Source organism: Stenotrophomonas sp. 22DLJC03, assembly GCF_056861405.1.
On the sequence record NZ_JBSPUG010000001.1, the window covers coordinates 611,567 to 635,562 of the forward strand.

Consider the following 23,996-nt stretch of genomic DNA (forward strand, 5'->3'; position numbering starts at 1 on the left):
TTGCTCTCATGGTCGGTGGCTCGCCCGCGCGCAGCCATGACTCTGGTTGGTTGGGGAGGCGCGGGCATTGCATCGATTGTGGGCTCTTCCGGTTGGCGTGGCGCGCAGCGTCTGGAGGGGAACGCTACTGCCACCGAGTGGGGTCTTACTCCACTGCTGAGTCGTGGAGGCACTCTCCGGTGGCGGACTTCGCAGGGCGTCCTTCGGAGGTCAAATGCCCAGCCGTGGCGGTCCATGGACTCCGAGAGCGTGTCGCTGCTATCCCGATGGGGCATGCCAAGCATCCTCGGTAGGGGCGGCGCTTTGCGCTGGTCTTCGCAGGGGCAGGTGAGCGTATCGACGGGGGCGCGTTGGCTTTCAAGCAATTCAGCGCGAAACCAATGGCAAGGGAGCTGGGGGTGCGGCGATCGTCTGCCCAGGTCTTGTCGGCTGCGCTGGGGGAGTGCAGCCAAGCTTCCATGGATCGTTCGGCCTCCAGTCCCACCCGACCCCGATCCCGAGCCCGGTTGGCCGGCCGGCAACATGGTTGGACTGAATTTGGGCTGCCCGGTGGTTGGTAGCTTCGGGGTTGTTCCACTCAATCTCGGCGTTGTCGCGTGCTACGCGGTGCGCCCGCAACGAAGGACGTATGTCGTGATCAATACCGTGTCATTCGTACGGCTGCCGGACCGTATGCCGATCGAAGTAACAAGAATCACCCTGGAATCGGGCCGGAGCGCGTGGGGCTGGACGTTCGACTTTGAGCTTGCCGATCCGGCACAGCTTGATCTCCTGAAGCCCACGGCGGCGGGCCCGCGCCAGTTCGAGGTTGTGCTCAACGGCCATGCTTGGACTGGGATTGTGGAGAGCTATCAGAAGCAGCGCGAGTTCGCGGATGGGGCGGTGCGTCTGAGTGGTCGCTCGCGCACCGCACTTCTCGCTGCGCCCTACGCGCCAGCTCGGGTGAAGGTCACCGGCGACGATCGCAGCGTGTCGCAGCTGGTGGCGGAGGAGCTCGCCGATACTGGGTTCACAAGCCAGTACGGGACTGTCGACTGGATCGTTCCTGCCGGTGCGTGGTTCTACGACGCGAATACTCCGCTCGACGCCATCAGTGGCCTGGCTGGGGCAAGTGGCGCAGTGGTGCAGTCCGACCCAGCGCAGCCGATGTTGCGGGTCCGGGCCAGCTATCCAGTCAGCCCGTGGCTTTGGCGTGAGTCACCTCCTGACCACGTTGTGCAGGAGGACATCGTCCTTACCGAGAGCCTCCAGATGCGTAGCGCGCCGCTGTACGATGCGGTCGTGGTCACCGGTGAGCTGGCGGGGAAGGGCGTTACCTGCAAAGTGCGCAAGGACGGTGAGGAAGGTCAGCTGTTTGCGCAGCAGGTCAGCAGCCCGCTGATCAATGTTGCTGCTGCCGGCGCTGAGCGCGGTCGAAACATCCTCAGTGATCGCGGTGAGCAGGCCGCCGTCGACCTCACCATGCCGCTGTTTCCCAAGCCGCTTAAGCCAGGCGAGGTCGGCCCTATCATGCCGTTGGACCTGGTGGAGGTCGTTGGCGCTGCGGGGAGATGGCATGGGCAGTGCGAGTCGCTGCGCGTTGATGTTGTGATCGATCAACAAGCAGTGGTGATCGAGCAGACCGTAACCCTTGAAAGGCACTACAGCGATGCGGACTGACCTTTGGGATCAATTCGGCGAACTGGTCAGCAGCAACCCTCGATTGCTGGCGACCGTCACCGCGCACAACAGTGATGGCACCAGCACGCTGACGACGTATGACGGGGTACAGATGCGGGCGTTCGGCCAGCTTCAGCAAACCATCCCATACAACGTCTGGGTTCGAGGTGGTCGCTTGGTTGAAGCGGCGCCCAACCTTCCAGTGATGGAAGTCACCATCTAGCAAGACAGGGCGCTGCCCAGATGCCTGCAAGCATCCAGACAGCGCCGCAACACAGGTGATCTCAGCACCTGGCATTGGCCGTGGCCCCGTCGCCCTCGCGAGAGCGGCGGGATTGTCGGCTTCCTCTATCGCAAATACTGAGAAACCATGCCGAAGCCCATCATTTCCTGGCCGGGCGGCAAGCGCCGTCTGCTGAAGCACCTGTATCCCCACTTCCCGATCCACGATTGCTACGTCGAGGCATTTGCTGGCGGCGCCGCCTCGCTGCTGATGCGGCCGTATCCAGCCCAGATGGAGGTGCTCAACGACATCAACGGCGAGCTGGTGTCACTGTACCGCTGCGTGCGGCATCACCTGGACGAGTTCGTGCGCATGTTCCGCTGGTCCCTGGTATCGCGGCAGATGTTCGAGTGGGCGCAGATGGAGAGGCCGGAGACCTTGACCGACATCCAGCGTGCTGCGCGCTTCTACTACCTGCAGAAGCTTGCCTTTGGAGGAAAGGTGCAGGGCCAATCGTTCGGGGTAGTCACTGCAGGAGGTCCGCGGTTGAACCTCCTGCGCATCGAGGAGGAGCTGAGCGCGGTGCATCTCCGGTTGTCGAACACCGTGATCGAGTGCCTCCCGTGGCAGGAGTGCGTGCGGCGCTATGATCGGGCGGGGACGCTGTTCTACCTCGATCCTCCGTACTGGGAAACCGAGGGTTACGGCGTCGAGTTCCCCTTTGCGGAGTACGAAGCCATGGCCGAACTGATGCGCACCTCGGCTGGGCGCTTTGTGGTATCGATCAATGATCACCCCCAGATCCGAGAGGTGTTCGCCGGCTTCGACCTGGTGCCGCTGCAGCTCGACTACACCATCGGCGGCGGGCAAGGGAGAGGGAAGAAGTTCGGGGAGCTGATCATCAAGAGCTGGGACGACAGCCAGGCCACCCTGCTGTAGACATCATGCGACCTGCTGGAGCAGGTCTTCGCGATTGTTTCGTGGTGTGTTGACCGCGCGGCTGACCCTATACGCCTCCATGGACGGAGGCGAGCTTGCCAGCAGCATCGCCATGGCGTCCTCGGGGCTGGCGGCCATCCACTCATCGATCTGGCCGGCCTGCAGCCAGACCGGCATGCGGTCGTGTATGTCGGCGGAGACGCCGCTGCTGTCGCCGGTGATGATTGTGAAGGTTCCCAGGTTGCCGTCGGGCAGCAGCGGGCTGCTGTCCTCCCACAGGCCGGCTGCCATCAGTGGCTCGGCCGCGTGGATGAACCACGGGTCCTTTTTCCCGTCTTCGGGGCTCACCGACCACTCGTAGTAGCCGGCCATGGGGATGACGCACCGGCGCTTCTTGAACGCCGACCGGAAGGCGGGCTTGGTGGTCACGGTCTCGATGCGGGCGTTGATGGTTGAGCCCTGCAGACCCTTGGCCTTGGCCCAGAATGGCAGCAGCCCCCACGCCATTCGGGTGACCTGCCGGCCTTCGCCTCGGTCCAGGACCACCGATGCGCGCTGCGTCGGCGCCAGGTTGTAGCTGGGCTGGATCTCGGCCAGGCCGGGGGCAAGGTCAGCCAGCCCGGGCTGGCCGAAGTCGACAACCGGGAGCTGGACAAATCGGCCGCACATGGCCGGAGCGTAGCGCGGCCGGCCGTGCCCAAGGCGTGTAGGGACAGTCCGACCATAGAAGCCGCTGTTGCCCGATGGTGGCGGCTTGGCCCGGAAGGCATTCTGGCCTTGCCGGACCCGGGGCCACGGGCAGCCCAACTCGGGGGCGCATGAGCAGCGCTACGCTGGCACCTTGGCCGAACGGTTCAGGCAAGTCGCCAGGAGTTTCGCAGGATCTGCGACAGCCGGTCGTATGCTTCCGGCCATGCGTCCCTTCCACGGCTACCAAGGCTTCCGCACCGCGCCCATTCCCTCTGGCTGGGTCCAGACGGGTGAGCGCTGGGCGCTTTGGTACAACGGCCGGGAGACGGCCAGTGTCACTCCTGATGGCGGCCCTGGGGTGCGTCTGTGGATGGAGGGTCAGAAGTTCTGGGACGTGAAGGAAGTGCGAGCCGCCAACGTCCGGCAGGCAAAACGCTATGGCGAGCGATGGTGCGCCGCCAGGCTCTACCCCGATCTGCCCCTTCGTGAGGCCGTCGCCCGGCTGACTGATAGCACCCCGATCCAGCTGCCGCCTCCATTGCCCAGCCTGCCGCCGACCCGCGAGCAGCAGCAACAGGCCAGACGCCTGGCTGAGGCCGGGACGAAGGAGGTTGAGCGCATCAAGGAAGCGCTGGAGCCGCGTAAACCGCCAGTGGAGACAAAACCCCGTCCGAGGGACGCACGCAAGGCGTGGGTGAGGGCAGGGCTCCGCGATCTGCGCGGTTGGTGACCGCAGCAGGTTCCCGAATACACGGAGCTTACCCGTTGCGGGACTAGGGGCTTGTCCGCTGGCCTCCTGAATTGAACTCAATCTAAGCTATTGACTACAATGCACAGTCCGCCAGCCTTCTAAGCCGGCGGTTACAGGTTCGATTCCTGTCGGGCGCGCCATTGAAATCAATGACTTACTGAATTCAGCTCCGTTTTGACTCGGCGTCTCCGTGAGTGTGGCGGCTTGGTCGTAGCGGAACGAGCAACGAAAAAGGCCAGCGCACTGCGCTGGCCTTTTTTCTTTGTGTCGCGGTGCGGTGGGTTACATCTGTTCCAGCTCGCCTACCCGTACCTTGCCGCCGCCGCCGCCGCAGTTGCCGTAGCAGCCGCCGCCGATCGGGCCGCTGCCACCACCGCCGCCGCCACCACCGCCACCGCCGCCGCCGCCGCCACCCTGGGAGTTGGGCGGAAGAACGGTCGAGATGACTTCACCGGAATCGAATTTCCCGTTTCGCCAGGTGTAGTTGACGCAGGAAATGCCGTTACAGACGGTCAGGACGTCGCCTGACTGGACTCGGGTCTGGGCTGTCCACACGGTTGTCCGCCCGTCGTTGAGCTTTGCAACCTCTTGGGAAAGCTGCTGGTTGGTCACCGGGTCCGGATAGGGAGTTGCCAGCGTGCACCCGGCGGTGCAGTTGATGACGCCAGGAAGCTTTTTCGCTTGAACACTCCCTGCCGCCATGAACAGCAGGACGCCTGCAACGGCGGGGATGGAGCTTCTACCAAGCGAAGGGATAATCCCAATCAGTCTAGCTTTCACAATATGTCCTTATCGTGGGATGCAACAGTTCTTGAAGATCTCGTTGGATGACAGGCGGGCTGTTTCTTTCTGTTGGCTGCTCAGGTTTTTCTCACGGGTTGCAATGTCATTGGTTGTGGCGAATCGCGGGTCCAGTCTGTTGAGGACGCGGGTGTAAGCCAGGGCGGCGACAGGATCTGCAGGAACGATGCCGCCGTAGGTGTAGGCCATTGCCATGTCGCTGATGACGTTGACGTTCCCCTGTGCTTCCAGCTCGCGCAGATACCCGGTGGCTGTCTCCTTCCATGCCTCAAGCTTCGCCGGGTCACGGATGGCGTCATCAAGCGAACCGATGGCCTTCTCTGGAGAGAGTGAGTAGGCGCGCATTGCTTCCTGCGAGCCCATGGCGGCGGCTTTCGAGAGCCAATCGGCGTGATAGATGTCCTGATCCAGAGCGAGCGACTCGCACTCCTTGAGGATTCGCTCGGATCTTTCCAGGAACCAGTTGCCTGCCCCGACGCTGGCAGCTGAATCGGCCAGGTTGTCAGCGCGATCGGAGATGAAGGTCTGGCATTGCTCGACGGTCCGATAGATTTCGTAGGTCGCCGTGGCATCTCCAGATTCGGAGCGCTGCATCAGTTGCTTGACGTGGGCGAGCGCGTCACCAGGAGGGCGGAATTCATTTCCCCTGACGATTTCGTAGGCTTTTGGTCCCACTGCCTTGTACGAGCCCCGAGGAATCTTGTTCTCGCTTTCAAGCGTCTGTGCGGCCGTTGCACGTGATGCAGGAAGCTGCTTTCCATGAGCAGGCGTGCCTTGCTGGCTTCCGCTGCTGTCGGATTCCTGCGGTGTGGTGCCAGCCGTCTCCTGCTGCCGATAGCTGGACACTGCAACGGCTGCCACTGCCAGTGCCGCTGCCAGCGTGACGAATCCGATTAGCCGCTTTTTCATTTACTGATCTCACCTTCGTTGCAGGAACCGGCATGGTTGCAAACGCGAGCGCCGCGTTCCATGTCAGCAGCTAACGTTGCATGAACAGATCTCCCCCATTCCCATTCCGGATTTGTTCACGATTCATTCACTTTTTATTCACTCGGCGAAAGCGGGCGAGACGGGCAGGCGCGAGTCAGGCGAAGCGGGTGGCTGGGCTGCTTCCAGGCGTTGTTCGACGCGATCAATGCGTAGGACCTCAACATCGAGGACCGCGATGGCACGCGGCATCTGGTCATTTCCAGGCGCATGCGGCTTGTTGGCGGTTTGATGTCGCCGATGGGTCGCGGTGCGTCATCTTCTCTGTCGAAGATCAACACCCGAGCAATGAGGCGCGTCGTCGGTCACTTGCCGCATTTCCCGGCAATGCGGAATCGTTCAACGCGATGCTCCAAATGGGCAGCCGCCCTCTGATCCACCGTCCACCAGGTGTGGTGTGGTGACTGCCGACGCAGCAGTGGCAACGTTGGGTTGAACAAGGGGTGGGGGAGAACGGCAAGCCTTGGCCCTGCCCCTGCACATCAATGTGAAGAAGTGCTTGCAATTCCCTCGCGGCTCCCGGAAAATGCCGGACTCGCTTCGGGGGACGGACTTCTGGTTCCACCCGGTCGCAACGCATCAAGTCCAGGTGTCAGTGGTATCGATGCAGGGACGAAAGTTTCAGTGGTGGCTGTAGCTCAGTTGGTTAGAGTACCGGATTGTGATTCCGGTGGTCGGGGGTTCGAATCCCCTCAGCCACCCCACTGATTCAACCGCATCGGCGCAGCCGACACGGTATTGCAATAAACAGAAGGCACGCTACAATGTGCGTCTGAGTTTCGCGGGCCGTTAGCTCAGTTGGTAGAGCAGTTGACTCTTAATCAATAGGTCCAAGGTTCGAATCCTTGACGGCCCACCAAGACAGAAGCCACCTGGCATGCCAGGTGGCTTTTTTCTTATAAGTGTGACCCCTTCGATTCGATGGCGGACACGCTGCGGAGTCCCGCCTGGTGCGGGTCTTCTGCGGGAGCGGGATCGTAGTGCTGCTTTCAACGCTGTTGAAAAAAGTGCTTGCGCCCACCGAGCGGATCGGGTCATAATTCGCGCCCCGATTTCGGGCTGTTAGCTCAGTTGGTAGAGCAGTTGACTCTTAATCAATAGGTCCAAGGTTCGAATCCTTGACAGCCCACCAGACAAAAGCCACTTGGTCCGCCAAGTGGCTTTTTTCTTGCCTGCGCTCTGGCGATCAGCTGTAGTCGCACATCCACGCATGACGTGAATCCACCAGGGATGCCTGAAACCGGGTTGCATGCGTCATCAGTGTTTTCAATGCTGTGCTCTGCATCTCACCGGGCGCGCGCTGGATCACTCCCAATGGATGTTCCGCGCAAAGCGCATGTTGGAGAGCACGTCGATGTTGCGAGTGAACCGAAGCACGAAGCTGGTTGGAGCGGGCCTGTTGGTGATGGCATTGTCGGCCTGCGGCAGAAGCGAAACGCCGGAGCAGGATCCCTCCCGCACGGTCGAGCGGCCGGCCGGTACCGATTCGATTCCCACGCAGCAGGCCGGAACTGGCATGCATGCCGGTGAAACGGGTGCGACGCCGGCCGATCCGGCGGCGGCCGATGTGGAGATTCGCCATTCGACCGATGGGCAGGGCGTCGAGGTACACAAAGTGGACAAGGCGGGCGCGGAGCTGGTCGCGCCGGTGAAGTAACCTGCCGGGCCCGGAATGGCTCCGGTCTTCCGGGCCCTCTGGCTGTCGCACGGCCTGCCTTGCGCGCTTGGATTGCGGGACGGGCGCACATTCATCTTTGTCATGCCTTTCGCTTTCCAGCCCCGCCTGCGACAATGAATCCCTGTGCCGGCCACGCGAAAGTGGCGGAATTGGTAGACGCCCTGGATTTAGGTTCCAGTGTCGCAAGGCGTGGGGGTTCGAGTCCCCCCTTTCGCACCAGTGCCGGCCTGTCCCCGCCCTGATTGGGCCATCTGCGCCCCTTGACCGGCACGCGCTGGCAGTGCAGGCCAAATTGGGCGAAACTAAAGGGCTGCGGCAAGCAGGCGCGTCCCAGACGTCGTGTCCTTACAACCGTTTCATCCCAATCATCGAGCCGGGGGCCTGGGCCACCGGTGGCAGGAGTCAACATGCAAGCTTCGATCGAATCCACCGGCAACCTGGAACGCCGCCTGAGCTTCTCGCTGCCGGAAGACCGTCTGCAGAGCCACATCGTCGGCCGCCTGGGCGAAATCGCCCGTACAACCCGCATCAAGGGTTTCCGTCCGGGCAAGGTGCCGGCCAAGGTGATCGAGCAGCGCTTCGGCGCGCAGGTCCGTGGCGAGGCGCTGGATGGCCTGCTGCGCGAGACCTTCGACGCGGCCGTGCGCGAGCACGACCTGCGCATCGTCGGCAGCCCGCGCATCGACAAGGGTGACGAAGGTGAATTCTCCTTCGTCGCCACCGTGGAAGTGGTGCCGGACTTTGGCGACATCGACGTCAGCAAGCTGACCGTCGTGCGCCACAGCGCCGAGATCACCGATGCCGACATCGACCAGATGATCGAGAACCTGCAGAACCAGCGTCGCACCTGGGCCCCGGTCAGCCGTGGCGCGCAGGACGGTGACCTGGTGGCGGTGGAAACCTGGTCGCAGGCCGGCGAAGAGCGCCTGCCGGCCGAGGGCACCGAGAAGGGTTCGATCGTGCTCGGCCAGGGCATGATGTTCGAAACCATCGAAAAGGGCCTGGTCGGCCTGGCCAAGGGTGAAGAAAAGACGCTGGACGTCGAGTTCCCGGCGGACTGGCGCGTGCCGGTGCTGGCTGGCAAAACCGTGCAGGTCACCGTCAAGGTCACCGAAGTGTCCGAGCCGGTCGTGCCGGCGGTCGACGAAGCCTTCATCAAGAGCTTCGGCGTGAAGGGCGGCGACGTCGAGCAGTTCCGCAGCGACATCCGCGCCAACCTGGAGCGCGAGCTGAAGGGCGCCCTGATGAACCGCCTGCGCCGTGAAGTGGGCGAGCAGTTGATCGCCGCCTATGCCTCGGTGGAGATGCCGCCGCGCCTGGTCGAGAACGAAGCCCGCGCCATGCTGGCCCAGCAGGTCGAGCAGATCCGCCGCAATGGCCAGAACGTCGGTGAGATCCCGGCCGATGCCCATGAAGGCTTCAAGGATGCTGCCGCCAAGCGCGTGCTGGTCGGTCTGCTGGTCGGTGAAGTGGCCCGCGTCAACGATCTGCGCCTGGAAGCCAAGCGCCTGAACGAAACGATGCGCCTGATCGCTTCGACCTATGAAGAGCCGGAACAGGTCATTGAGATGTACCGCAACGACCCCCAGCTGATGTCTGGCCTGCAGAACCGCGTGATGGAAGAGCAGGTGATCGACTGGATCGCCGAGCGTGCCCAGCACACTGAAGAAAAGCTGTCGTTCCAGGACGCGATCCGCCAGTAAGCCGGGGCGGGTCACCGGATGCCCCGCGCCTGTCCCGGCGCGGGGTTGTTTTCCCCCAAGATAGGTACCTCACGTAATGGACAACCGAACCAAAGCCCTGAACCTGGTTCCGATGGTGGTCGAGCAGACCAGCCGCGGCGAGCGTGCCTACGACATCTATTCGCGCCTGTTGAAGGAGCGCCTGATCTTCCTGGTGGGCCCGATCGACGATCACATGGCCAACGTGGTGGTGGCGCAGTTGCTGTTCCTGGAATCGGAAAACCCGGAAAAGGACATCAACATCTACATCAACTCGCCGGGTGGCGTGGTCACCGCCGGTATGGCGATCTACGACACCATGCAGTACATCAAGCCGAATGTGAGCACCACCTGCATCGGCCAGGCCGCCTCGATGGGCGCCCTGCTGCTGGCCGCGGGCGAAGCCGGCAAGCGCTATGCGCTGCCGAACTCGCGCGTGATGATCCACCAGCCGCTGGGTGGCTACCAGGGCCAGGCCACCGACATCGACATCCACGCGCGTGAGATCCTGACCCTGCGTTCGCGCCTGAACGAAGTGCTGGCCAAGCACACCGGCCAGTCGCTGGAGACGATCGCCCGCGACACCGAGCGCGACAACTTCAAGAGCGCGTTCGAGGCACAGGCCTATGGTCTGGTCGACCAGGTTCTGGAGCGTCGTCCGGATGAGTCGATCCAGGCCGGCTGAGCCATCATCACGGGGCCCTGGAGGTCCCGTTCCTGCAGGGTCGGGCGGGACTGGTGTCCCTCCGGCCCTGTGCTATTCTCGAATCGAACCCCCGTTCAGCGGGTGGGGTAACTGGGTAAGCGAAGCATGAGCGAAGACCGCCAAGGTCGTTCCACGGACACCGGCAAGATCCTCTACTGCTCTTTCTGCGGCAAGAGCCAGCATGAAGTGCGCAAGCTGATTGCGGGTCCGAGCGTGTTCATCTGCGATGAATGCGTGGAGCTGTGCAACGACATCATCCGTGAGGAACTTGAGGAAAAGGCGCAGTCGGCGCGCAGCTCGCTGCCCAAGCCGCGCGAGATCCTCGAGGTCCTCGACCAGTACGTGATCGGCCAGAACCGTGCCAAGCGTACCCTGGCCGTGGCTGTGTACAACCACTACAAGCGCATCGAAAGCCGGCAGAAGAACGACGAGGTCGAACTGGCCAAGTCAAACATCCTGCTGGTCGGCCCGACCGGTTCGGGCAAGACGCTGCTGGCCGAGACCCTGGCCCGCCTGCTCAACGTGCCGTTCACCATGGCCGACGCCACCACGCTGACCGAAGCCGGTTACGTGGGCGAGGACGTGGAGAACATCATCCAGAAGCTGCTGCAGAAGTGCGACTACGACGTCGAGAAGGCACAGCAGGGCATCGTCTACATCGATGAAATCGACAAGATCTCGCGCAAGAGCGAGAACCCGTCGATCACCCGCGATGTGTCCGGCGAAGGCGTGCAGCAGGCCCTGTTGAAGCTGATCGAAGGCACCGTGGCCAGCGTTCCGCCGCAGGGCGGCCGCAAGCACCCGCAGCAGGAATTCCTGCAGGTGGACACCAAGAACATCCTGTTCATCTGCGGCGGCGCGTTCGCCGGGCTGGACAAGGTGATCCAGGCCCGTTCCACCGACGTCGGCAGCATCGGCTTCGGCGCCAAGGTGAAGAGCGCCGAGCGCAAGCAGGAAGTGGGCAAGGTGCTGGCTGAAGTCGAGCCGGAAGACCTGATCAAGTTCGGCCTGATCCCCGAGTTCGTCGGCCGCCTGCCGGTGGTGGCGACCCTGGAGGAGCTGGACGAGCCGGCCCTGATCAAGATCCTGACCGAGCCGAAGAACGCCATCACCAAGCAGTTCAAGAAGCTGTTCGAGATGGAGAACGTCGAGCTGGAGTTCCGTCCGGACGCGTTGTCGGCCATTGCCAGGAAGGCGCTCAAGCGCAAGACCGGCGCCCGTGGCCTGCGCACCATCGTCGAATCGGTCCTGCTGGACACCATGTACGACCTGCCATCGCAGGAAAACGTCAGCAAGGTGGTGGTGGACGAGTCGGTGATCGAGCACAAGTCCGAGCCGTACCTGATCTACCAGACCCCGGCGGCCCCCGAACAGAAGGCCGCAGGCGCCGAGTGATCCTTTCAAGTTTTTGATTTGAAAGGATTTTAAACGAACGCCTTGCATCTGAAAGCCGATGGCCCCATAACGGGGCCATCGGCTTTTTTTGTCTCCGGAAGATGCCCTCCCGGAGGCGGTTTTCCCCTTCCCTGGAGCCCCCATGGCCCGTTCCCCAAGTGAAACCCTCGACCTGCCGGTCCTGCCGCTGCGCGACGTAGTGGTGTTCCCGCACATGGTCATCCCGCTGTTCGTCGGCCGTGACAAGTCCATGCACGCGCTCGAACAGGCAATGGAAGCGGACAAGCGCATCCTGCTGCTGGCGCAGAAGTCGGCCGAGACCGATGACCCGCATGCGGCCGACCTCTACCAGGTCGGTACGCTGGCGCAGGTGCTGCAGCTGCTGAAGCTGCCCGACGGCACCATCAAGGTGCTGGTCGAAGGCCTGTCGCGCGTGCAGGTGACCCACGTCGACGAGCGCAACGGCTCGCTGCATGGCCAGGCCGTGGAGATCGACGCCACCGACGAACGCGAAGCACGCGAGGTCGAGGCGATCGCCCGCTCGCTGATGTCGTTGTTCGAGCAGTACGTGAAGACCAACCGCAAGCTGCCGCCGGAGTTGCTGCAGACCCTGTCCGGCATCGATGAGCCGGCGCGTCTGGCCGACACCATTGCCGCGCACATCAGCGTGCGCCTGTCCGACAAGCAGCGCCTGCTGGAAACGCTGGCGGTGGGCGACCGCCTGGAGATGCTGGTCGGCCTGGTCGACGGCGAGATCGACGTGCAGCAGATGGAAAAGCGCATCCGCGGCCGCGTGAAGTCGCAGATGGAGAAGAGCCAGCGCGAGTACTACCTCAACGAACAGATGAAGGCCATCCAGAAGGAACTGGGTGACCTCGACGACGCACCGGGCGAGCTGGAAGAGCTGGCCCGCAAGATCGCCGAAGCCGGCATGCCGAAGGCTGTTGAGGCCAAGGCGCGCAACGAACTGAACAAGCTCAAGCAGATGTCGCCGATGTCCGCCGAAGCGGCGGTGGTGCGCAACTACCTTGAGTGGTTGCTGGGCGTGCCGTGGAAGAAGCGCAGCAAGGTGCGCAAGGACCTGAAGGCCGCGCAGGACACCCTGGACGCCGATCACTACGGCCTGGAGAAGGTCAAGGAACGCATCCTTGAGTACCTGGCAGTGCAGTCGCGGGTGAAGCAGATGAAGGGGCCGATCCTGTGCCTGGTTGGTCCGCCGGGCGTGGGCAAGACCTCGCTGGGCCAGTCCATCGCCAAGGCCACCAACCGCAAGTTCGTGCGCATGTCGCTGGGCGGCGTACGCGACGAGGCTGAGATCCGTGGCCATCGCCGAACCTACGTCGGTTCGATGCCGGGCCGCATCGTGCAGAACCTCAACAAGGTGGGCAGCAAGAACCCGCTGTTCGTGCTGGATGAGATCGACAAGATGTCGATGGACTTCCGTGGCGATCCGTCGTCAGCGCTGCTGGAAGTGCTCGATCCGGAGCAGAACAACGCCTTCAACGACCACTACCTGGAAGTGGACCTGGACCTGTCCGAAGTGATGTTCGTGGCCACCTCGAACTCACTCAACATTCCGGGCCCGCTGCTGGACCGCATGGAAGTGATCCGCATCCCCGGCTACACCGAGGATGAGAAGCTCAACATCGCCACCCGTTACCTGTCGCCCAAGCAGATCAAGGCCAACGGCCTGAAGCCGGAAGAGCTGGAAATCGGCGCCGATGCCATTCAGGACATCGTGCGTTACTACACGCGCGAATCGGGCGTGCGCAACCTGGAGCGCGAGATCGCCAAGATCTGCCGCAAGGTGGTGAAGGAGATCGCGCTGGCCGGCCCGCAGCCGGTGAAGGCGAAGAAGGGTGCGAAGAAGTCCAAGGCGCTGGTCAGCGTGACCGGCAAGAACCTGGACAAGTACCTGGGCGTGCGTCGCTTCGACTTCGGTCGCGCCGAGGAAGAGAACGAGATCGGCCTGGTTACCGGCCTGGCCTGGACCGAGGTGGGCGGCGATCTGCTGCAGATCGAATCGACGCTGGTGCCGGGCAAGGGCCAGCTGATCCTGACCGGTCAGCTTGGCAACGTGATGAAGGAGTCGGCATCGGCGGCGCTGTCGGTGGTGCGTTCGCGCGCCGTCGGCTTCGGCATCGACAGCGACTTCCTGCAGAAGCACGACGTGCACGTGCACGTGCCCGATGGCGCCACGCCGAAGGACGGCCCCAGCGCCGGTGCAGCGATGGTCACCTCGCTGGTGTCGATGCTGACCAAGGTGCCGGTGCGTGCCGATGTGGCGATGACCGGCGAGATCACCCTGCGTGGTCGCGTCACTGCCATCGGTGGCCTGAAGGAGAAGCTGCTGGCCGCACTGCGTGGCGGTATCCGCACCGTCATCATCCCCGAAGAGAACCGCAAGGACCTGGCCGACATCCCGGCCAGCGTCACCCGCGATCTGCAGATCGTGCCGGTGAAGTACATCGAAGAAGTCCTGGACCTGGCGCTGGAGCGTCCGCTGGCACCGAAGAAGGCGCGCAAGAGTGCGCAACGCGTCACGGTGCGCAGCAAGGCCAAACCGAGTGGAAGCGCGCGCGTCAAGCATTGACGCGCGCTGTCCAATGGCTTGAAACCCGCGTCGTTGCTGGCTTTCCAGCTTGCGTGGGGGTAGGGCCACTGGTATAAAAGCAGCACTCGCGAATGAGTGATCGCTGTCGGCGATGACTGAATCAGCGAACCGTTTCCACATGGCGGCCGCATGCAGAAGGCGTGCGGTTGCTTCCCTGTCGAATCTGCGGAACCCACCGCCAAAGGAGTTGTAAAGAATGAACAAGACCGAATTGATCGATGCCGTTGCTGAAGCTGCCGACCTGACCAAGGCCGAGTCCAGCCGCGCTGTCGATGCCGTCGTTGCTGCCGTCACCAAGGCGCTGAAGGACGGCGATGCGGTCACCCTGGTTGGCTTCGGTACCTTCCAGGTCCGCGACCGTGCTGCCCGCACCGGCCGCAACCCGAAGACCGGCGACACCATCAAGATCGCTGCTTCGAAGAATCCGTCGTTCAAGGCTGGTAAGGCCCTGAAGGATGCTGTAAACTAAGCGGCTCGCTGGGGTGCTTAGCTCAGCGGTAGAGCGTCTCCTTTACACGGAGAGGGTCGGGGGTTCGAAACCCTCAGCACCCACCACAGCACCGCGGTAAAAGTTTGAGTGTGGAGCGGTAGTTCAGCTGGTTAGAATGCTGGCCTGTCACGCCGGAGGTCGCGGGTTCGAGTCCCGTCCGCTCCGCCATTGCAGAATTCTTAAGTCCCCGTGAAAAAACTTTGAAAAAAGTGTTCATCGGGCTGGGTTTCCAGGGTGTCTTCGGATATACTGGGCGCCTGCAAAGTTCAAGCGCGGAGCGGTAGTTCAGCTGGTTAGAATGCTGGCCTGTCACGCCGGAGGTCGCGGGTTCGAGTCCCGTCCGCTCCGCCAACTTTAAAAGCCCTCGGCGCAAGCCGGGGGCTTTTTCTTTGTGTTGTTCGCGCGGTCGGACGCGAGGCATGCATCTGCCAGTGGCGGGTTGCTGCGAGGATGCGGCGCAGGCCGCGCCGGGGCTGCTTTTGGTCCCTGCGACGAAGCGGGTTACACTGCCGGGCTCGCCAATCAGGCCTTGTGATTCCTCACCATGCTGCAGAAACTCCGCGACAAGACCTCAGGCTGGATCGTCACTGTGATCCTGGGGCTGCTGATGATTCCGTTCCTGTTCGTGATCGACAACAGCTATCTCGGTGGCGTTGGCGCACAGAACGTGGCCAAGGTTTCCGCGCCTCCGACCTGGTGGCGTTCGGCCCCGTCGTGGTGGCCGGTGCGCATGCTGTGGCAGCACCATGAGATCAGTGCGCAGGATTTCCGCACCCGCTTCGAACAGGAGCGCATGCGTGAGCGCCAGCAGCAGGGCGAGAACTTCGACCCGCGCGCGTTCGAGAGCACTGAAAGCAAGATGGCCGTGCTCGATCAGTTGATCGATGAGCAGGTCGTGCGCCTGGTCGGTGAGCAGGCCGGTGTTGTGATCGGCGATGGCGCGGTGCGTGAGTACATCACCACCATTCCGGCCTTCCTCGATTCGAACGGCAAGTTCAACGAGAACAACTACCGCCTGGCCCTGGCCGGCGGCAATCCGCCGCGTACCCCCACCCAGTTCCAGGAACTGGTGCGTGAGAGCCTGCAGCAGTCGGTGATTCCTTCCGGCCTGCAGAACTCCGGCTTCGTTACCCAGGCCGAAACCGAGCGCCTGCTGAAGCTGCTGGGTGAAACCCGCGACGTCGAGCTGGCTGCGCTGCCGGAAGTGCCGGCCGATACCGCGCCGGTCACCGACGCGCAGATCAAGCAGTGGTACGACAGCCATGGCAAGGATTTCCGCCAGGCCGAGAGCGTGTCGCTGGAGTACGTCGAGATCAACGGTGGCAACCTGCCGGCGCCGACCGCGGCCGACGAAGCCACCCTGCGCAAGCGCTATGAAGACGAGAAGGCGAAGTTCACCTCGCCGGAACAGCGCCAGGCCTCGCACATCCTGCTGACCGGTGACGGTGCCGAAGCCAAGGCGAACAAGATCGCTGCCGAGGCCAAGGCTGCCGGCGCCGACTTCGCCGCGTTGGCCAAGGCCAACTCGGAAGATCCGGGTTCGAAGGACCAGGGCGGTGACCTGGGCTGGGTCGAGCGTGGCGCAATGGTCAAGCCGTTCGAAGACGCCCTGTTCGCCGCCAAGGCGGGTGACGTGATCGGCCCGGTGAAGACCGACTTCGGTTACCACGTCATCAAGGTCGCCGCCGTGCGCGGTGGCGAAGGCAAGTCGTTCGAGGAAGTGCGTGACACGCTCGCCGCAGAGCAGCTGAAGGCCGACGGCGAGCGCGGCTTCAACGAGCTGGCCGGTCGCCTGGTCGACGCCATCAACAAGAGCCCGAGCGATCTGGCCGCTGCGGCCAAGGAAGTGAACCTGCCGCTGCAGACCCTGGGCCCGATCACCCGTGCTACCGCCAGCGGTATTGCCACCGATCCGGCCGTGCTGCGTGCCGCCTTCTCCGACGTGCTGGTGCAGGACGGCACCGCCAGCGACCCGATCGCCCTGGGTGGCGCCACCAACCACAGCGTGGTCATCCGCGTGGCTGCGCACACCCCGGAACAAGCGATGCCGCTGGACAAGGCCCGCGAGCAGGTAATCGCCGCGATCCGCGCCGACCGCCAGCGCCAGGCCAGCGACAAGGCGGCCGACGCCGTGCTGGCCAAGCTGAAGGCCGGCGCCACCCTGCAGTCGCTGTCCGCCAGCGAGAAGCTGCAGCTGAGCCCGATGCCGGGCCTGCCGCGCAGCCAGCCGGTGCCGACCCCGGAAATCAATCGCGCGATCTTCAGCGCACCGGTCCCGGCCGAAGGCAAGCCGAGCTACGGCAAGGTTGACGTCAACGGCCACGCGCTGCTGTTCGCAGTGAACAAGGTCAATCCGGGCGACATCAAGGAAGTGACCGCCGAGCAGCAGAAGCAGCTGAAGGACCAGCTGAGCCAGATCGACGGCATGGCCGCAGCCAAGGCCTACATCGAGGCGATGCGCAAGAAGTTCGTGATCCAGACCACCGAAGCGAACCTGTAAGCCTCATCGGTTTGCAGGAACGAGAAAGGCCCGGCATTGCCGGGCCTTTTTTTGTAGGTGTGGGTGCGTAGAGTCGAGCAAGCTCGACTCTACGAGAAGCATGTCGAAGCAGCCGCACCGCGCAAGAAAAAGCCGAGCGTGGGCTCGGCTCTACAGGGAGTGCTTGGCTGGCGCGTCAGTCTTCGACGCGCAGTACCGCGCCCGGCTTCAGCACGCTGCTGCCGCTCAGGCCGTTCAGCGACAGCAGGGCCTTCACCGGCATGCCGTAGCGGCGGGCGATGGTCCAGGCAGACTCGCCATTTCGCACGGTGTGGCGACGGCTGCGCGGACGGTCGGCGATGGCCGCGACGGTCTTGGCCACCTGGGGCGTTGGCGCGGCTGCGGCGACCGGAACGGCGCTGGCGACCAGCGCGGTGGCAGCCTCTGCCACTGTCGCATTGGTGGCCGAGACCGGCGCCAGCACGCGAGTGGTGCCGGAGGCGCGGCCACCGCCTGCCAGGGCGGGGTTGAGGCGGGCGATCCTGGCCGGGTCCAGGGCGCGCTGTGCGGCCCATTGCTGGACGCTGGTGCCGGCCGGCAGGGTGTGGTCCTTCAGCACCGGCACGGTGCGGTCCAGCGAGGCCATCACGCGCGGCTGGTCTTCCACGTCTTCCAGCACGCAGGCCAGGGCATGCAGCTTCTCGACGTAGGCATAGGTGACCGGCGACAGGCCGGGCAGCGCCGAGGGCTTGGCGTTCTGCGCATTCATGCCAGCCTTGCGCAGCGACTGCAGCACGCGGTACTCGCCGGCGTTGTAGGCCATGGTGGCCAGGCGCCAGTCGCCACCGAACATGCCGTGCAGGGTCTTCAGGTAACGCACCGCGGCCTGGGTCGAATCGACCGCAGAGAGGCGTCCGTCATAGCCGTTGGCCATCGGCACGCGATGGTTGCGTGCGGTGGTGGCGATGAACTGCCACAGGCCGGTCGGGCCGCTGCCGTTGCGGGCATTGGGCCGGTAACCGCTTTCCACGAAGGGAATCAGGGCGAATTCGGTGGGCAGGTTGGCTTTGCGCAGTTCTTCAACCACATAACCGAACAGCACCAGTGCGTCGTCATCCTGATTGGCCAGGCGGGACGGCGCGTGGGCGAACTGCTTCTGCCAGCGCGGGCTGGTGGCTTCGGCATCGCAGCTGGGTTCGGCCAGGCCATCGCGGAAGCTGGTGAAGATCTCCTGGCCATTGCGCACCGAGGGCGCAGGCAGCGCGGACGGATCCAGCGGCAGCGCCGCAGCGGCGGTCAGGTTCTGGCTGATGCCGGCGCCCAGCGACTGTGCGCCTGCGGTTCCGGCCAGCCCCAGGACAAGGCCCAGGGCCAGCGGCAGACTTCGGCGCATCATGCGCGGAAGCCGTCTTTCCAATGCCGGAGACCGGCCATCACGTCGACGTCGTCAACGACGTCACGGCCCAGGTGTGCCGACACCGACGCACGGATCGGCGCCGTGTGCACACGCAGGAAGGGATTGCAGTCGAATTCGTTGGCCAGGGTTACCGGCAGGGTGGAACGGTCATCGCGGCGCATGGCCAAAGCCTCCTCTTGGCGCTGCCACAGGGCAGCGTTGGCGGGGTCGACATGCCGCGCGAAGACGGCATTTGACACGGTGTACTCATGAGCGCAACACAGCAGCAGTTGCGCGGGCAGGGCACCCAGCTTCAGCATCGATGCCAGCAGCTGGGACGGCGTACCTTCGAACAGGCGCCCACAGCCCAGGCTGAACAACGAATCTCCGCTGAAAAGGTGTTCAGCAGTGTGAAACGCGATGTGGCTGCGGGTATGCCCGGGCACGGATAGTACGTGGAACATCCGGCCCAGTGCCTGAACGCGTTCACCTTCGCCGACCCGCTCGGTCGCCGTCGGGATGCGCTCCTCGGCCGGTGCGATTACCCGCACACCGGGAAAACGCGCCTGCAGTGCGGGCACGCCGCCAATGTGGTCATCGTGGTGATGGGTGAGCAGGATGCTGTCCACGCGCAGGCCCTGGTCGGCCAGCGCGAGCACCGGCGCAGCATCGCCGGGATCGACGACCACGGCTGCACCATCGTCGTCGATCAACATCCAGATGTAGTTGTCCGCAAATGCGGTCAGGGCAGTCAGTCGCATAGAATTGGACCATGCCCGCGCTGCAGAGCACCCGTCAAGCGAGCCAGGCCCCGTGGTTCGACAGCGAACCGGCGGTGGCATTGCGCGTGCTGGAGCGGCAGTTGCTGCTGCCGCAGCTGTCGGTGCTGCCGACGCAGCCGTGGCTGTGGATCGCACCAAGTGCGGCGTGGCTGGACGATGCACAGCTGGGCGGACGCGGTCTGCGCCTGTTCCGGCAGGGGCAGGGCTATGCCGGCGACACCCGCTGCGCCCTGCCATTGCCGCTGGCCAATGAGAGCGTCAACGCCATCGTTCTGCAGCATGTGGTCGCGGCCGATGCGGACCAGCTGCTGGATGAGTGCGAACGCGTGCTGATGCCGGGCGGCCACCTGTGGCTGAGCAGCCTCAATCCGTTCAGCCCGTACCGCACGCGCTGGCGCCAGCATGGGCTGGTGGTGCGCACGCCGCAGCGGATCCGCCTGCTACTCGGCCGCCATGGCCTGGAGTGCGACGATATGCGCTACCTCGGTCCGCTCTGGCAGGGCGGCGGCAGCCGTCGTCCCGGCGGCTGGGCACCACTGCGCGCGGCCTGCCTGTTCCATGCCGAAAAACGCACGCTGGCCCTGCCCGGGCCGAAACCGCTGCCGGTGCGCTGGCACGGCACTGTTGCTACCTGATTCTGGAGTTGTATTGAAAACCATCGAAATCCACACCGACGGTTCCTGCCTTGGCAATCCCGGCCCCGGCGGCTGGGCTGCGCTGCTGCGCTACAAGGGCCACGAGCGTGAACTGAGCGGCGGCGAAGCGCACACCACCAACAACCGGATGGAGCTGATGGCGGCCATCTCCGGCCTGGAGTCGCTGACCGAGCCGTGCAACATCGTGCTCTACACCGATTCGCAGTATGTGCGGCAGGGCCTGACCCAGTGGCTGCCCGGCTGGATCCGCAAGAACTGGAAGACCGCTGGCGGCGACCCGGTGAAGAACCGCGAGCTGTGGGAGCGCCTGCAGGCGGCCACGCTGCGCCACCAGATCGACTGGCGCTGGGTGAAGGGCCACTCCGGTGACCCAGACAACGAGCGGGTGGATACCCTGGCCCGCAATGCGGCCATCCAGATCCGCGACTCCAGCCCGGTAAACTGAGCCCATGCGTCAGATCATCCTCGATACCGAAACCACCGGCCTGGAATGGAAGAAGGGCAACCGCATCGTTGAAATCGGCTGTGTGGAGCTGTTCAAGCGCCGACCGACCGGCAACAACTACCACCAGTACATCAAGCCGGACTGCGAGTTCGAACAGGGCGCGCAGGAAGTCACCGGCCTGACCCTGGAGTTCCTTGATGACAAGCCGGACTTCGCGCAGATCGCCGACGAGTTCCTGGCGTTCATCGATGGCGCCGAGCTGATCATCCACAACGCGGCGTTCGACCTGGGCTTCCTCGACAACGAGCTTTCATTGCTGGGGCCGCAGTACGGGAAGATCACCGACCGCTGCACCGTGATCGATACCCTGGTGATGGCGCGCGAGCGCTTCCCGGGCCAGCGCAACTCGCTGGATGCGCTGTGCAGGCGGCTGGGCGTGGACAATTCGCACCGCGCACTGCACGGCGGCCTGCTCGATGCGCAGATCCTGGGCGACGTCTACATCGCCCTGACCTCGGGCCAGGAGGAGATCGGTTTCGGGCTGGGCGATGACGATGCCGGCGCTGCCGGTGCGGCATTGCTGGCCTTCGATACCAGCAAGCTGTTGCCGCGCCCGCGCGTGGTGGCCACGCCGTCGGAACTGGAAGCGCACACCGCACGCCTGGAGCGGCTGCGCAAGAAGGCCGGCCACGCGCTGTGGGATGGCCCGAAGGTGGAAGAGCCTGCCAGCGTGTAATGCCTGGGATGGGGTAGTGCCGGCTGCTGGCCGGCAGCGCCGTATCCACGCGTGGCGTGGATCTACCGGTTAGTGGCAGCGCACCAGGATCACGCTGATGTTGTCGCGGCCACCGCCATCGAGCGCGGCCGCGACCAGCGTATCCACGCATTCCTGCGCGCTGGCATCCTCGAAGGCGAGGGTGCGGGCAATGCCGCGGTCGTCCACTTCCTCGGTGAGGCCGTCACTGCACAGGAGCAATTGCATGCCCGGGCGCAGTTCGCCGCTGGTGGTGGCCACGTTCAGATGCGCTGGATCGGTCACGCCCAGTGCCTGGGTGACGACGTTGCGGTGCGGATGCGCACGCGCCTGTTCGGCGGTGAGATTGCCCTGGGTGACCAGTTCCTGCACTACGCTGTGGTCCTGGCTGAGCTGGGCCAGCTGGCCGTCGCGCCACAGGTAGGCACGGCTGTCGCCGACCCACGCCACTTCATAGCGGTTGCCGTGCACGCGTGCGGCCACCACGGTGGTGCCCATCGGCAGGGTGTCGTTGCGGCGGCGCGAGGCGCGGATGATCTCTTCATCGGCAGTACGGATGGCCTGCGCCAGCGGTGCCCCGCGACGGATCTCGCGCACGATGGCCTCGCGTGCCAGCGCGCTGGCGACCTCGCCGCAGGCGTGCCCGCCCATGCCATCAGCCACCAGCCAAAGGCCGAGCTCGCTGTCACCGTAGTAGGTGTCCTCGTTGAGCTCGCGGCGCATGCCGGGATGGGTGAGATGTCCGAATTCGATCATGGTGGGCAACGGGCGCGGTATTGCGGGGGAGACGGGCATCATCGGGTGGTGGCCGGGATCCGGCAAGGCATGCACCCGGGAAATTTTCATCGGGTTGTTCGTAATGACTTGTCGTCGGCCTCACTTCCTCGTATGATGCGCGTCCCCGGTCCGCCGGGGACCACCCGGAGAGGTGGCAGAGTGGTTGAATGTACCTGACTCGAAATCAGGCAGGCGTTTATAGCGCCTCGGGGGTTCGAATCCCCCCCTCTCCGCCAGATAAAAGAAAAAGGGCTGCCGAAAGGCGGCCCTTTTTCTTTTATCTGGCGCGGGACGCGACGCGCTTTGCGCGTCGCCCCACACGTTGCTGCGCAACCTATGGGCCCCTCCCTTTGCCTGCCTCTCCCCGCCACTGTCGGGGCAGCTCCTCAACAGTGGGGTTTGTTCCTCCAGATGCATCTGGAGATCCACGCCATGCGTGGACGCTCTTCCTGCCGAGCTGAACCATCCACGCATGGCGTGGATCTACCCATTCCATCGCGAGCTGCGAGTTAAACTGCCTGCCTCACCTGCTGGAGCTTTCCCCATGACCGCTGAAATCCTCGTCCCCGTTTCTTTCGGCGAGTTGCTGGACAAGATCTCGATCCTGCAGATCAAGTCCGAGCGCATCAGCGACGAAGGCAAGCTGGCCAACGTGCGCAAGGAGCTGTCGGCGCTGGAGCAGACCTGGATGGCGCACCCGGCGGCGGTGAAGGACATCGCCAAGCTGCGTGCCGAGCTGAAGGCGGTCAACGAGCAGCTGTGGGATATCGAGGACGACATCCGCCTGAAGGAGAAGGCGCAGGCGTTCGACCAGGGCTTCATCGACCTGGCGCGCAGCGTCTACCTGCGCAACGATGAGCGCGCGCGCATCAAGAAGGCGATCAACCTGGCGCTCGGTTCGGCGTACGTGGAAGAGAAGTCGTACCAGGATTACGCGCAGCGCGCGTAATCCCGGCCAAAGGGGAGATCCACGCCATGCGTGGATGGCGACTGCCGCTCACCCCAGGTGGTCGGCGACGTAGCGTTCGAACGCAGCGATACCGTCTTCGACGCTGATCAGTTCCATCACGTCATCGAACTCGATCTTGGTGCCCCACTTCAGGTCGGCAGCCTGCTTGCCCAGATACTTGCGCGCGGCGTCGTCGTAGCGGTCCACGCAGTAGCGGCGGTCCGAGTAGGGGCCGCTGCGGTGCGGGTTGCTGGCCGCGTGCAGGCCCAGCACCTTGGAACCCATGGCATTGGCGATGTGCATCGGGCCCGAATCCGGGGTCATCACCAGGTTGGCGCGGGCAAGCAGGGCAGGCAGCTGCTTGAGCGTGTCCTTGCCGACCAGGTCCAGCGCCGGTGTATCCAACTGCGCCAGGATGGCGTCGGCCATGCTGCGCTCCAGTTCGCTGCGGCCGCCACACAACACGACCTTCCAGCCACGCTGTGCGGCGTGGCTGGCAACGGCGGCATAGCGGTCGGCGTACCAGTTGCGGCGCACGTGGCTGGAGCACGGCGAGATCATCAGCACCGGACGGCCATCGTCCTTCCACTGCGCGGCGGCCCACTCAGAGGCCGCCGGCGGCACGGCCAGGTCCCAGCTGACCTCCGTCTGGCGCAGGCCCATCGGCTCGCAGAAGCTGCCAATGGCGTCGAGCACGTGGATGCCGGGGCGGTCGGGAATGCGTTCGTTGATGAAGAGACCATGCAGGTCCTTGGAGCGGCTGCGGTCATAGCCGATGCGGCGTTCGGCCGGAATGAACGCCGACAGCAGGTTGGCGCGGAACGCGACCTGCATCTGCAGCAGTGCCTCGAAGCGACCCGGCGGCAGCTGCTTGCGCAGCTCCTTGACGCCGGCCATGCCGCTCTTCTTGTCATAGGCATGGAAGGTCACGCCGGGCAGGCCCTCGAGGAGCTTGTGACCGGCCTTGTCGATGATCCAGTGGATCGGCGTGTCCGGCCGCGCAGCCTGCAGCGTGCGCACCAAGGGCACCACGTGGGTGACATCGCCGAGTGCGGACAGGCGCAGGAGGCACAATGAGGAGGACGCTGATGCCATGTGTTGTTA

The 23,996-nt window shown here is 64.1% G+C and carries 22 protein-coding genes and 8 tRNA genes; 23 read left to right on the plus strand and 7 right to left on the minus strand.

What is annotated here, in order from left to right:
• Positions 1-633: 633 nt before the first annotated feature.
• The 3 genes from AC13GA_RS02820 (at position 634) to AC13GA_RS02830 (ending at position 2,821) form a co-directional block, all read left to right on the plus strand.
• A complete protein-coding gene (locus tag AC13GA_RS02820; protein WP_279747786.1) occupies positions 634-1,659 on the plus strand; it encodes a hypothetical protein in 1,026 nt (341 codons plus the stop codon).
• Positions 1,649-1,882, plus strand: a complete 234-nt coding sequence (locus AC13GA_RS02825; protein WP_049397882.1) for a hypothetical protein — start codon at positions 1,649-1,651, stop codon at positions 1,880-1,882. Before AC13GA_RS02820 ends, AC13GA_RS02825 begins: the two co-directional genes overlap by 11 nt.
• A 147-nt stretch (positions 1,883-2,029) precedes the next feature.
• Positions 2,030-2,821 (plus strand): DNA adenine methylase, encoded by a 792-nt coding sequence (locus tag AC13GA_RS02830; RefSeq protein ID WP_262234254.1) that lies wholly within the window; start codon positions 2,030-2,032, stop codon positions 2,819-2,821.
• A 3-nt stretch (positions 2,822-2,824) separates the two neighbouring features.
• Here the strand turns inward: AC13GA_RS02830 and AC13GA_RS02835 are convergent, their stop codons facing one another.
• Positions 2,825-3,490: an SOS response-associated peptidase gene (locus AC13GA_RS02835; RefSeq protein ID WP_482997479.1), complete on the minus strand. Its 666-nt coding sequence runs from the start codon at positions 3,488-3,490 to the stop codon at positions 2,825-2,827.
• Between the two features lie 244 nt (positions 3,491-3,734).
• Between AC13GA_RS02835 and AC13GA_RS02840 the strand changes: the two genes are divergently transcribed.
• Complete coding sequence (locus AC13GA_RS02840; protein WP_482997480.1) at positions 3,735-4,241, plus strand: hypothetical protein; 507 nt, start codon at positions 3,735-3,737, stop codon at positions 4,239-4,241.
• Positions 4,242-4,544: 303 nt separating this feature from the next.
• Here AC13GA_RS02840 and AC13GA_RS02845 read toward each other — a convergent pair whose 3' ends face one another.
• Both AC13GA_RS02845 and AC13GA_RS02850 read right to left on the minus strand, forming a co-directional pair.
• Entirely contained in the window at positions 4,545-4,964 is a 420-nt protein-coding gene (locus AC13GA_RS02845) for a hypothetical protein (protein ID WP_482997481.1), read from the minus strand.
• A gap of 87 nt (positions 4,965-5,051) precedes the next feature.
• Positions 5,052-5,972 carry a hypothetical protein gene (locus AC13GA_RS02850; protein ID WP_482997482.1) on the minus strand — a complete coding sequence of 307 codons (921 nt, stop codon included), beginning with the start codon at positions 5,970-5,972 and terminating at the stop codon, positions 5,052-5,054.
• 705 nt (positions 5,973-6,677) lie between these two features.
• Here AC13GA_RS02850 and AC13GA_RS02855 point away from each other — a divergent pair.
• The 14 genes from AC13GA_RS02855 to AC13GA_RS02920 all read left to right on the plus strand — a co-directional run bounded on the left by AC13GA_RS02855 (position 6,678) and on the right by AC13GA_RS02920 (position 17,154).
• Positions 6,678-6,754, plus strand: a tRNA-His gene (locus AC13GA_RS02855).
• 79 nt (positions 6,755-6,833) lie between these two features.
• Positions 6,834-6,909: transfer RNA gene (locus AC13GA_RS02860), tRNA-Lys, on the plus strand.
• 197 nt (positions 6,910-7,106) lie between these two features.
• Positions 7,107-7,182: transfer RNA gene (locus tag AC13GA_RS02865), tRNA-Lys, on the plus strand.
• Positions 7,183-7,368: 186 nt separating this feature from the next.
• Positions 7,369-7,707 carry a hypothetical protein gene (locus AC13GA_RS02870; protein WP_046988262.1) on the plus strand — a complete coding sequence of 113 codons (339 nt, stop codon included), beginning with the start codon at positions 7,369-7,371 and terminating at the stop codon, positions 7,705-7,707.
• Positions 7,708-7,862: 155 nt separating this feature from the next.
• Positions 7,863-7,947: transfer RNA gene (locus AC13GA_RS02875), tRNA-Leu, on the plus strand.
• Positions 7,948-8,135: 188 nt separating this feature from the next.
• Positions 8,136-9,431: a trigger factor gene (tig, locus tag AC13GA_RS02880; protein WP_482997483.1), complete on the plus strand. Its 1,296-nt coding sequence runs from the start codon at positions 8,136-8,138 to the stop codon at positions 9,429-9,431.
• Positions 9,432-9,507: 76 nt separating this feature from the next.
• Positions 9,508-10,134 (plus strand): ATP-dependent Clp endopeptidase proteolytic subunit ClpP, encoded by a 627-nt coding sequence (clpP, locus tag AC13GA_RS02885; protein ID WP_004146318.1) that lies wholly within the window; start codon positions 9,508-9,510, stop codon positions 10,132-10,134.
• Between the two features lie 126 nt (positions 10,135-10,260).
• Complete coding sequence (clpX, locus tag AC13GA_RS02890) at positions 10,261-11,550, plus strand: ATP-dependent Clp protease ATP-binding subunit ClpX (RefSeq protein WP_004146319.1); 1,290 nt, start codon at positions 10,261-10,263, stop codon at positions 11,548-11,550.
• 142 nt (positions 11,551-11,692) lie between these two features.
• Complete coding sequence (lon, locus tag AC13GA_RS02895) at positions 11,693-14,143, plus strand: endopeptidase La (protein ID WP_046988260.1); 2,451 nt, start codon at positions 11,693-11,695, stop codon at positions 14,141-14,143.
• Between the two features lie 217 nt (positions 14,144-14,360).
• On the plus strand, positions 14,361-14,633 hold the full coding sequence (locus AC13GA_RS02900; protein ID WP_004146343.1) for an HU family DNA-binding protein: 273 nt from the start codon (positions 14,361-14,363) through the stop codon (positions 14,631-14,633).
• 11 nt (positions 14,634-14,644) lie between these two features.
• Positions 14,645-14,719, plus strand: a tRNA-Val gene (locus AC13GA_RS02905).
• Between the two features lie 26 nt (positions 14,720-14,745).
• Positions 14,746-14,822: transfer RNA gene (locus AC13GA_RS02910), tRNA-Asp, on the plus strand.
• Between the two features lie 106 nt (positions 14,823-14,928).
• Positions 14,929-15,005: transfer RNA gene (locus AC13GA_RS02915), tRNA-Asp, on the plus strand.
• A gap of 193 nt (positions 15,006-15,198) precedes the next feature.
• Positions 15,199-17,154, plus strand: coding sequence for a peptidyl-prolyl cis-trans isomerase (locus AC13GA_RS02920; protein ID WP_482997484.1), 1,956 nt, complete (start codon positions 15,199-15,201; stop codon positions 17,152-17,154).
• 175 nt (positions 17,155-17,329) lie between these two features.
• On the opposite strand, the gene AC13GA_RS02925 is transcribed toward AC13GA_RS02920, so the two are convergent.
• A complete protein-coding gene (locus tag AC13GA_RS02925) occupies positions 17,330-18,529 on the minus strand; it encodes a lytic transglycosylase domain-containing protein (RefSeq protein WP_136639926.1) in 1,200 nt (399 codons plus the stop codon).
• Positions 18,526-19,290, minus strand: a complete 765-nt coding sequence (gene gloB, locus AC13GA_RS02930; protein ID WP_136639927.1) for a hydroxyacylglutathione hydrolase — start codon at positions 19,288-19,290, stop codon at positions 18,526-18,528. The genes AC13GA_RS02925 and gloB overlap by 4 nt, the downstream gene beginning before the upstream one ends.
• 11 nt (positions 19,291-19,301) lie before the next feature.
• Between gloB and AC13GA_RS02935 the strand changes: the two genes are divergently transcribed.
• The 3 genes from AC13GA_RS02935 to dnaQ are packed head-to-tail and all read left to right on the plus strand — an operon-like array spanning position 19,302 to position 21,148.
• Positions 19,302-19,946: a methyltransferase domain-containing protein gene (locus AC13GA_RS02935; protein ID WP_136639928.1), complete on the plus strand. Its 645-nt coding sequence runs from the start codon at positions 19,302-19,304 to the stop codon at positions 19,944-19,946.
• Positions 19,947-19,959: 13 nt separating this feature from the next.
• Positions 19,960-20,412: a ribonuclease HI gene (rnhA, locus tag AC13GA_RS02940; RefSeq protein WP_046982837.1), complete on the plus strand. Its 453-nt coding sequence runs from the start codon at positions 19,960-19,962 to the stop codon at positions 20,410-20,412.
• Positions 20,413-20,416: 4 nt separating this feature from the next.
• A complete protein-coding gene (gene dnaQ, locus AC13GA_RS02945; RefSeq protein WP_136639929.1) occupies positions 20,417-21,148 on the plus strand; it encodes a DNA polymerase III subunit epsilon in 732 nt (243 codons plus the stop codon).
• A 69-nt stretch (positions 21,149-21,217) separates the two neighbouring features.
• On the opposite strand, the gene AC13GA_RS02950 is transcribed toward dnaQ, so the two are convergent.
• Positions 21,218-21,922 carry a PP2C family protein-serine/threonine phosphatase gene (locus AC13GA_RS02950; RefSeq protein ID WP_046982835.1) on the minus strand — a complete coding sequence of 235 codons (705 nt, stop codon included), beginning with the start codon at positions 21,920-21,922 and terminating at the stop codon, positions 21,218-21,220.
• Positions 21,923-22,088: 166 nt separating this feature from the next.
• Here AC13GA_RS02950 and AC13GA_RS02955 point away from each other — a divergent pair.
• Positions 22,089-22,179: transfer RNA gene (locus tag AC13GA_RS02955), tRNA-Ser, on the plus strand.
• Positions 22,180-22,487: 308 nt separating this feature from the next.
• Positions 22,488-22,892, plus strand: coding sequence for a DUF6165 family protein (locus AC13GA_RS02960; protein WP_046982834.1), 405 nt, complete (start codon positions 22,488-22,490; stop codon positions 22,890-22,892).
• Between the two features lie 48 nt (positions 22,893-22,940).
• Here the strand turns inward: AC13GA_RS02960 and AC13GA_RS02965 are convergent, their stop codons facing one another.
• On the minus strand, positions 22,941-23,987 hold the full coding sequence (locus AC13GA_RS02965; protein WP_482997485.1) for a glycosyltransferase family 9 protein: 1,047 nt from the start codon (positions 23,985-23,987) through the stop codon (positions 22,941-22,943).
• Between the last annotated feature and the right edge of the window lie 9 nt (positions 23,988-23,996).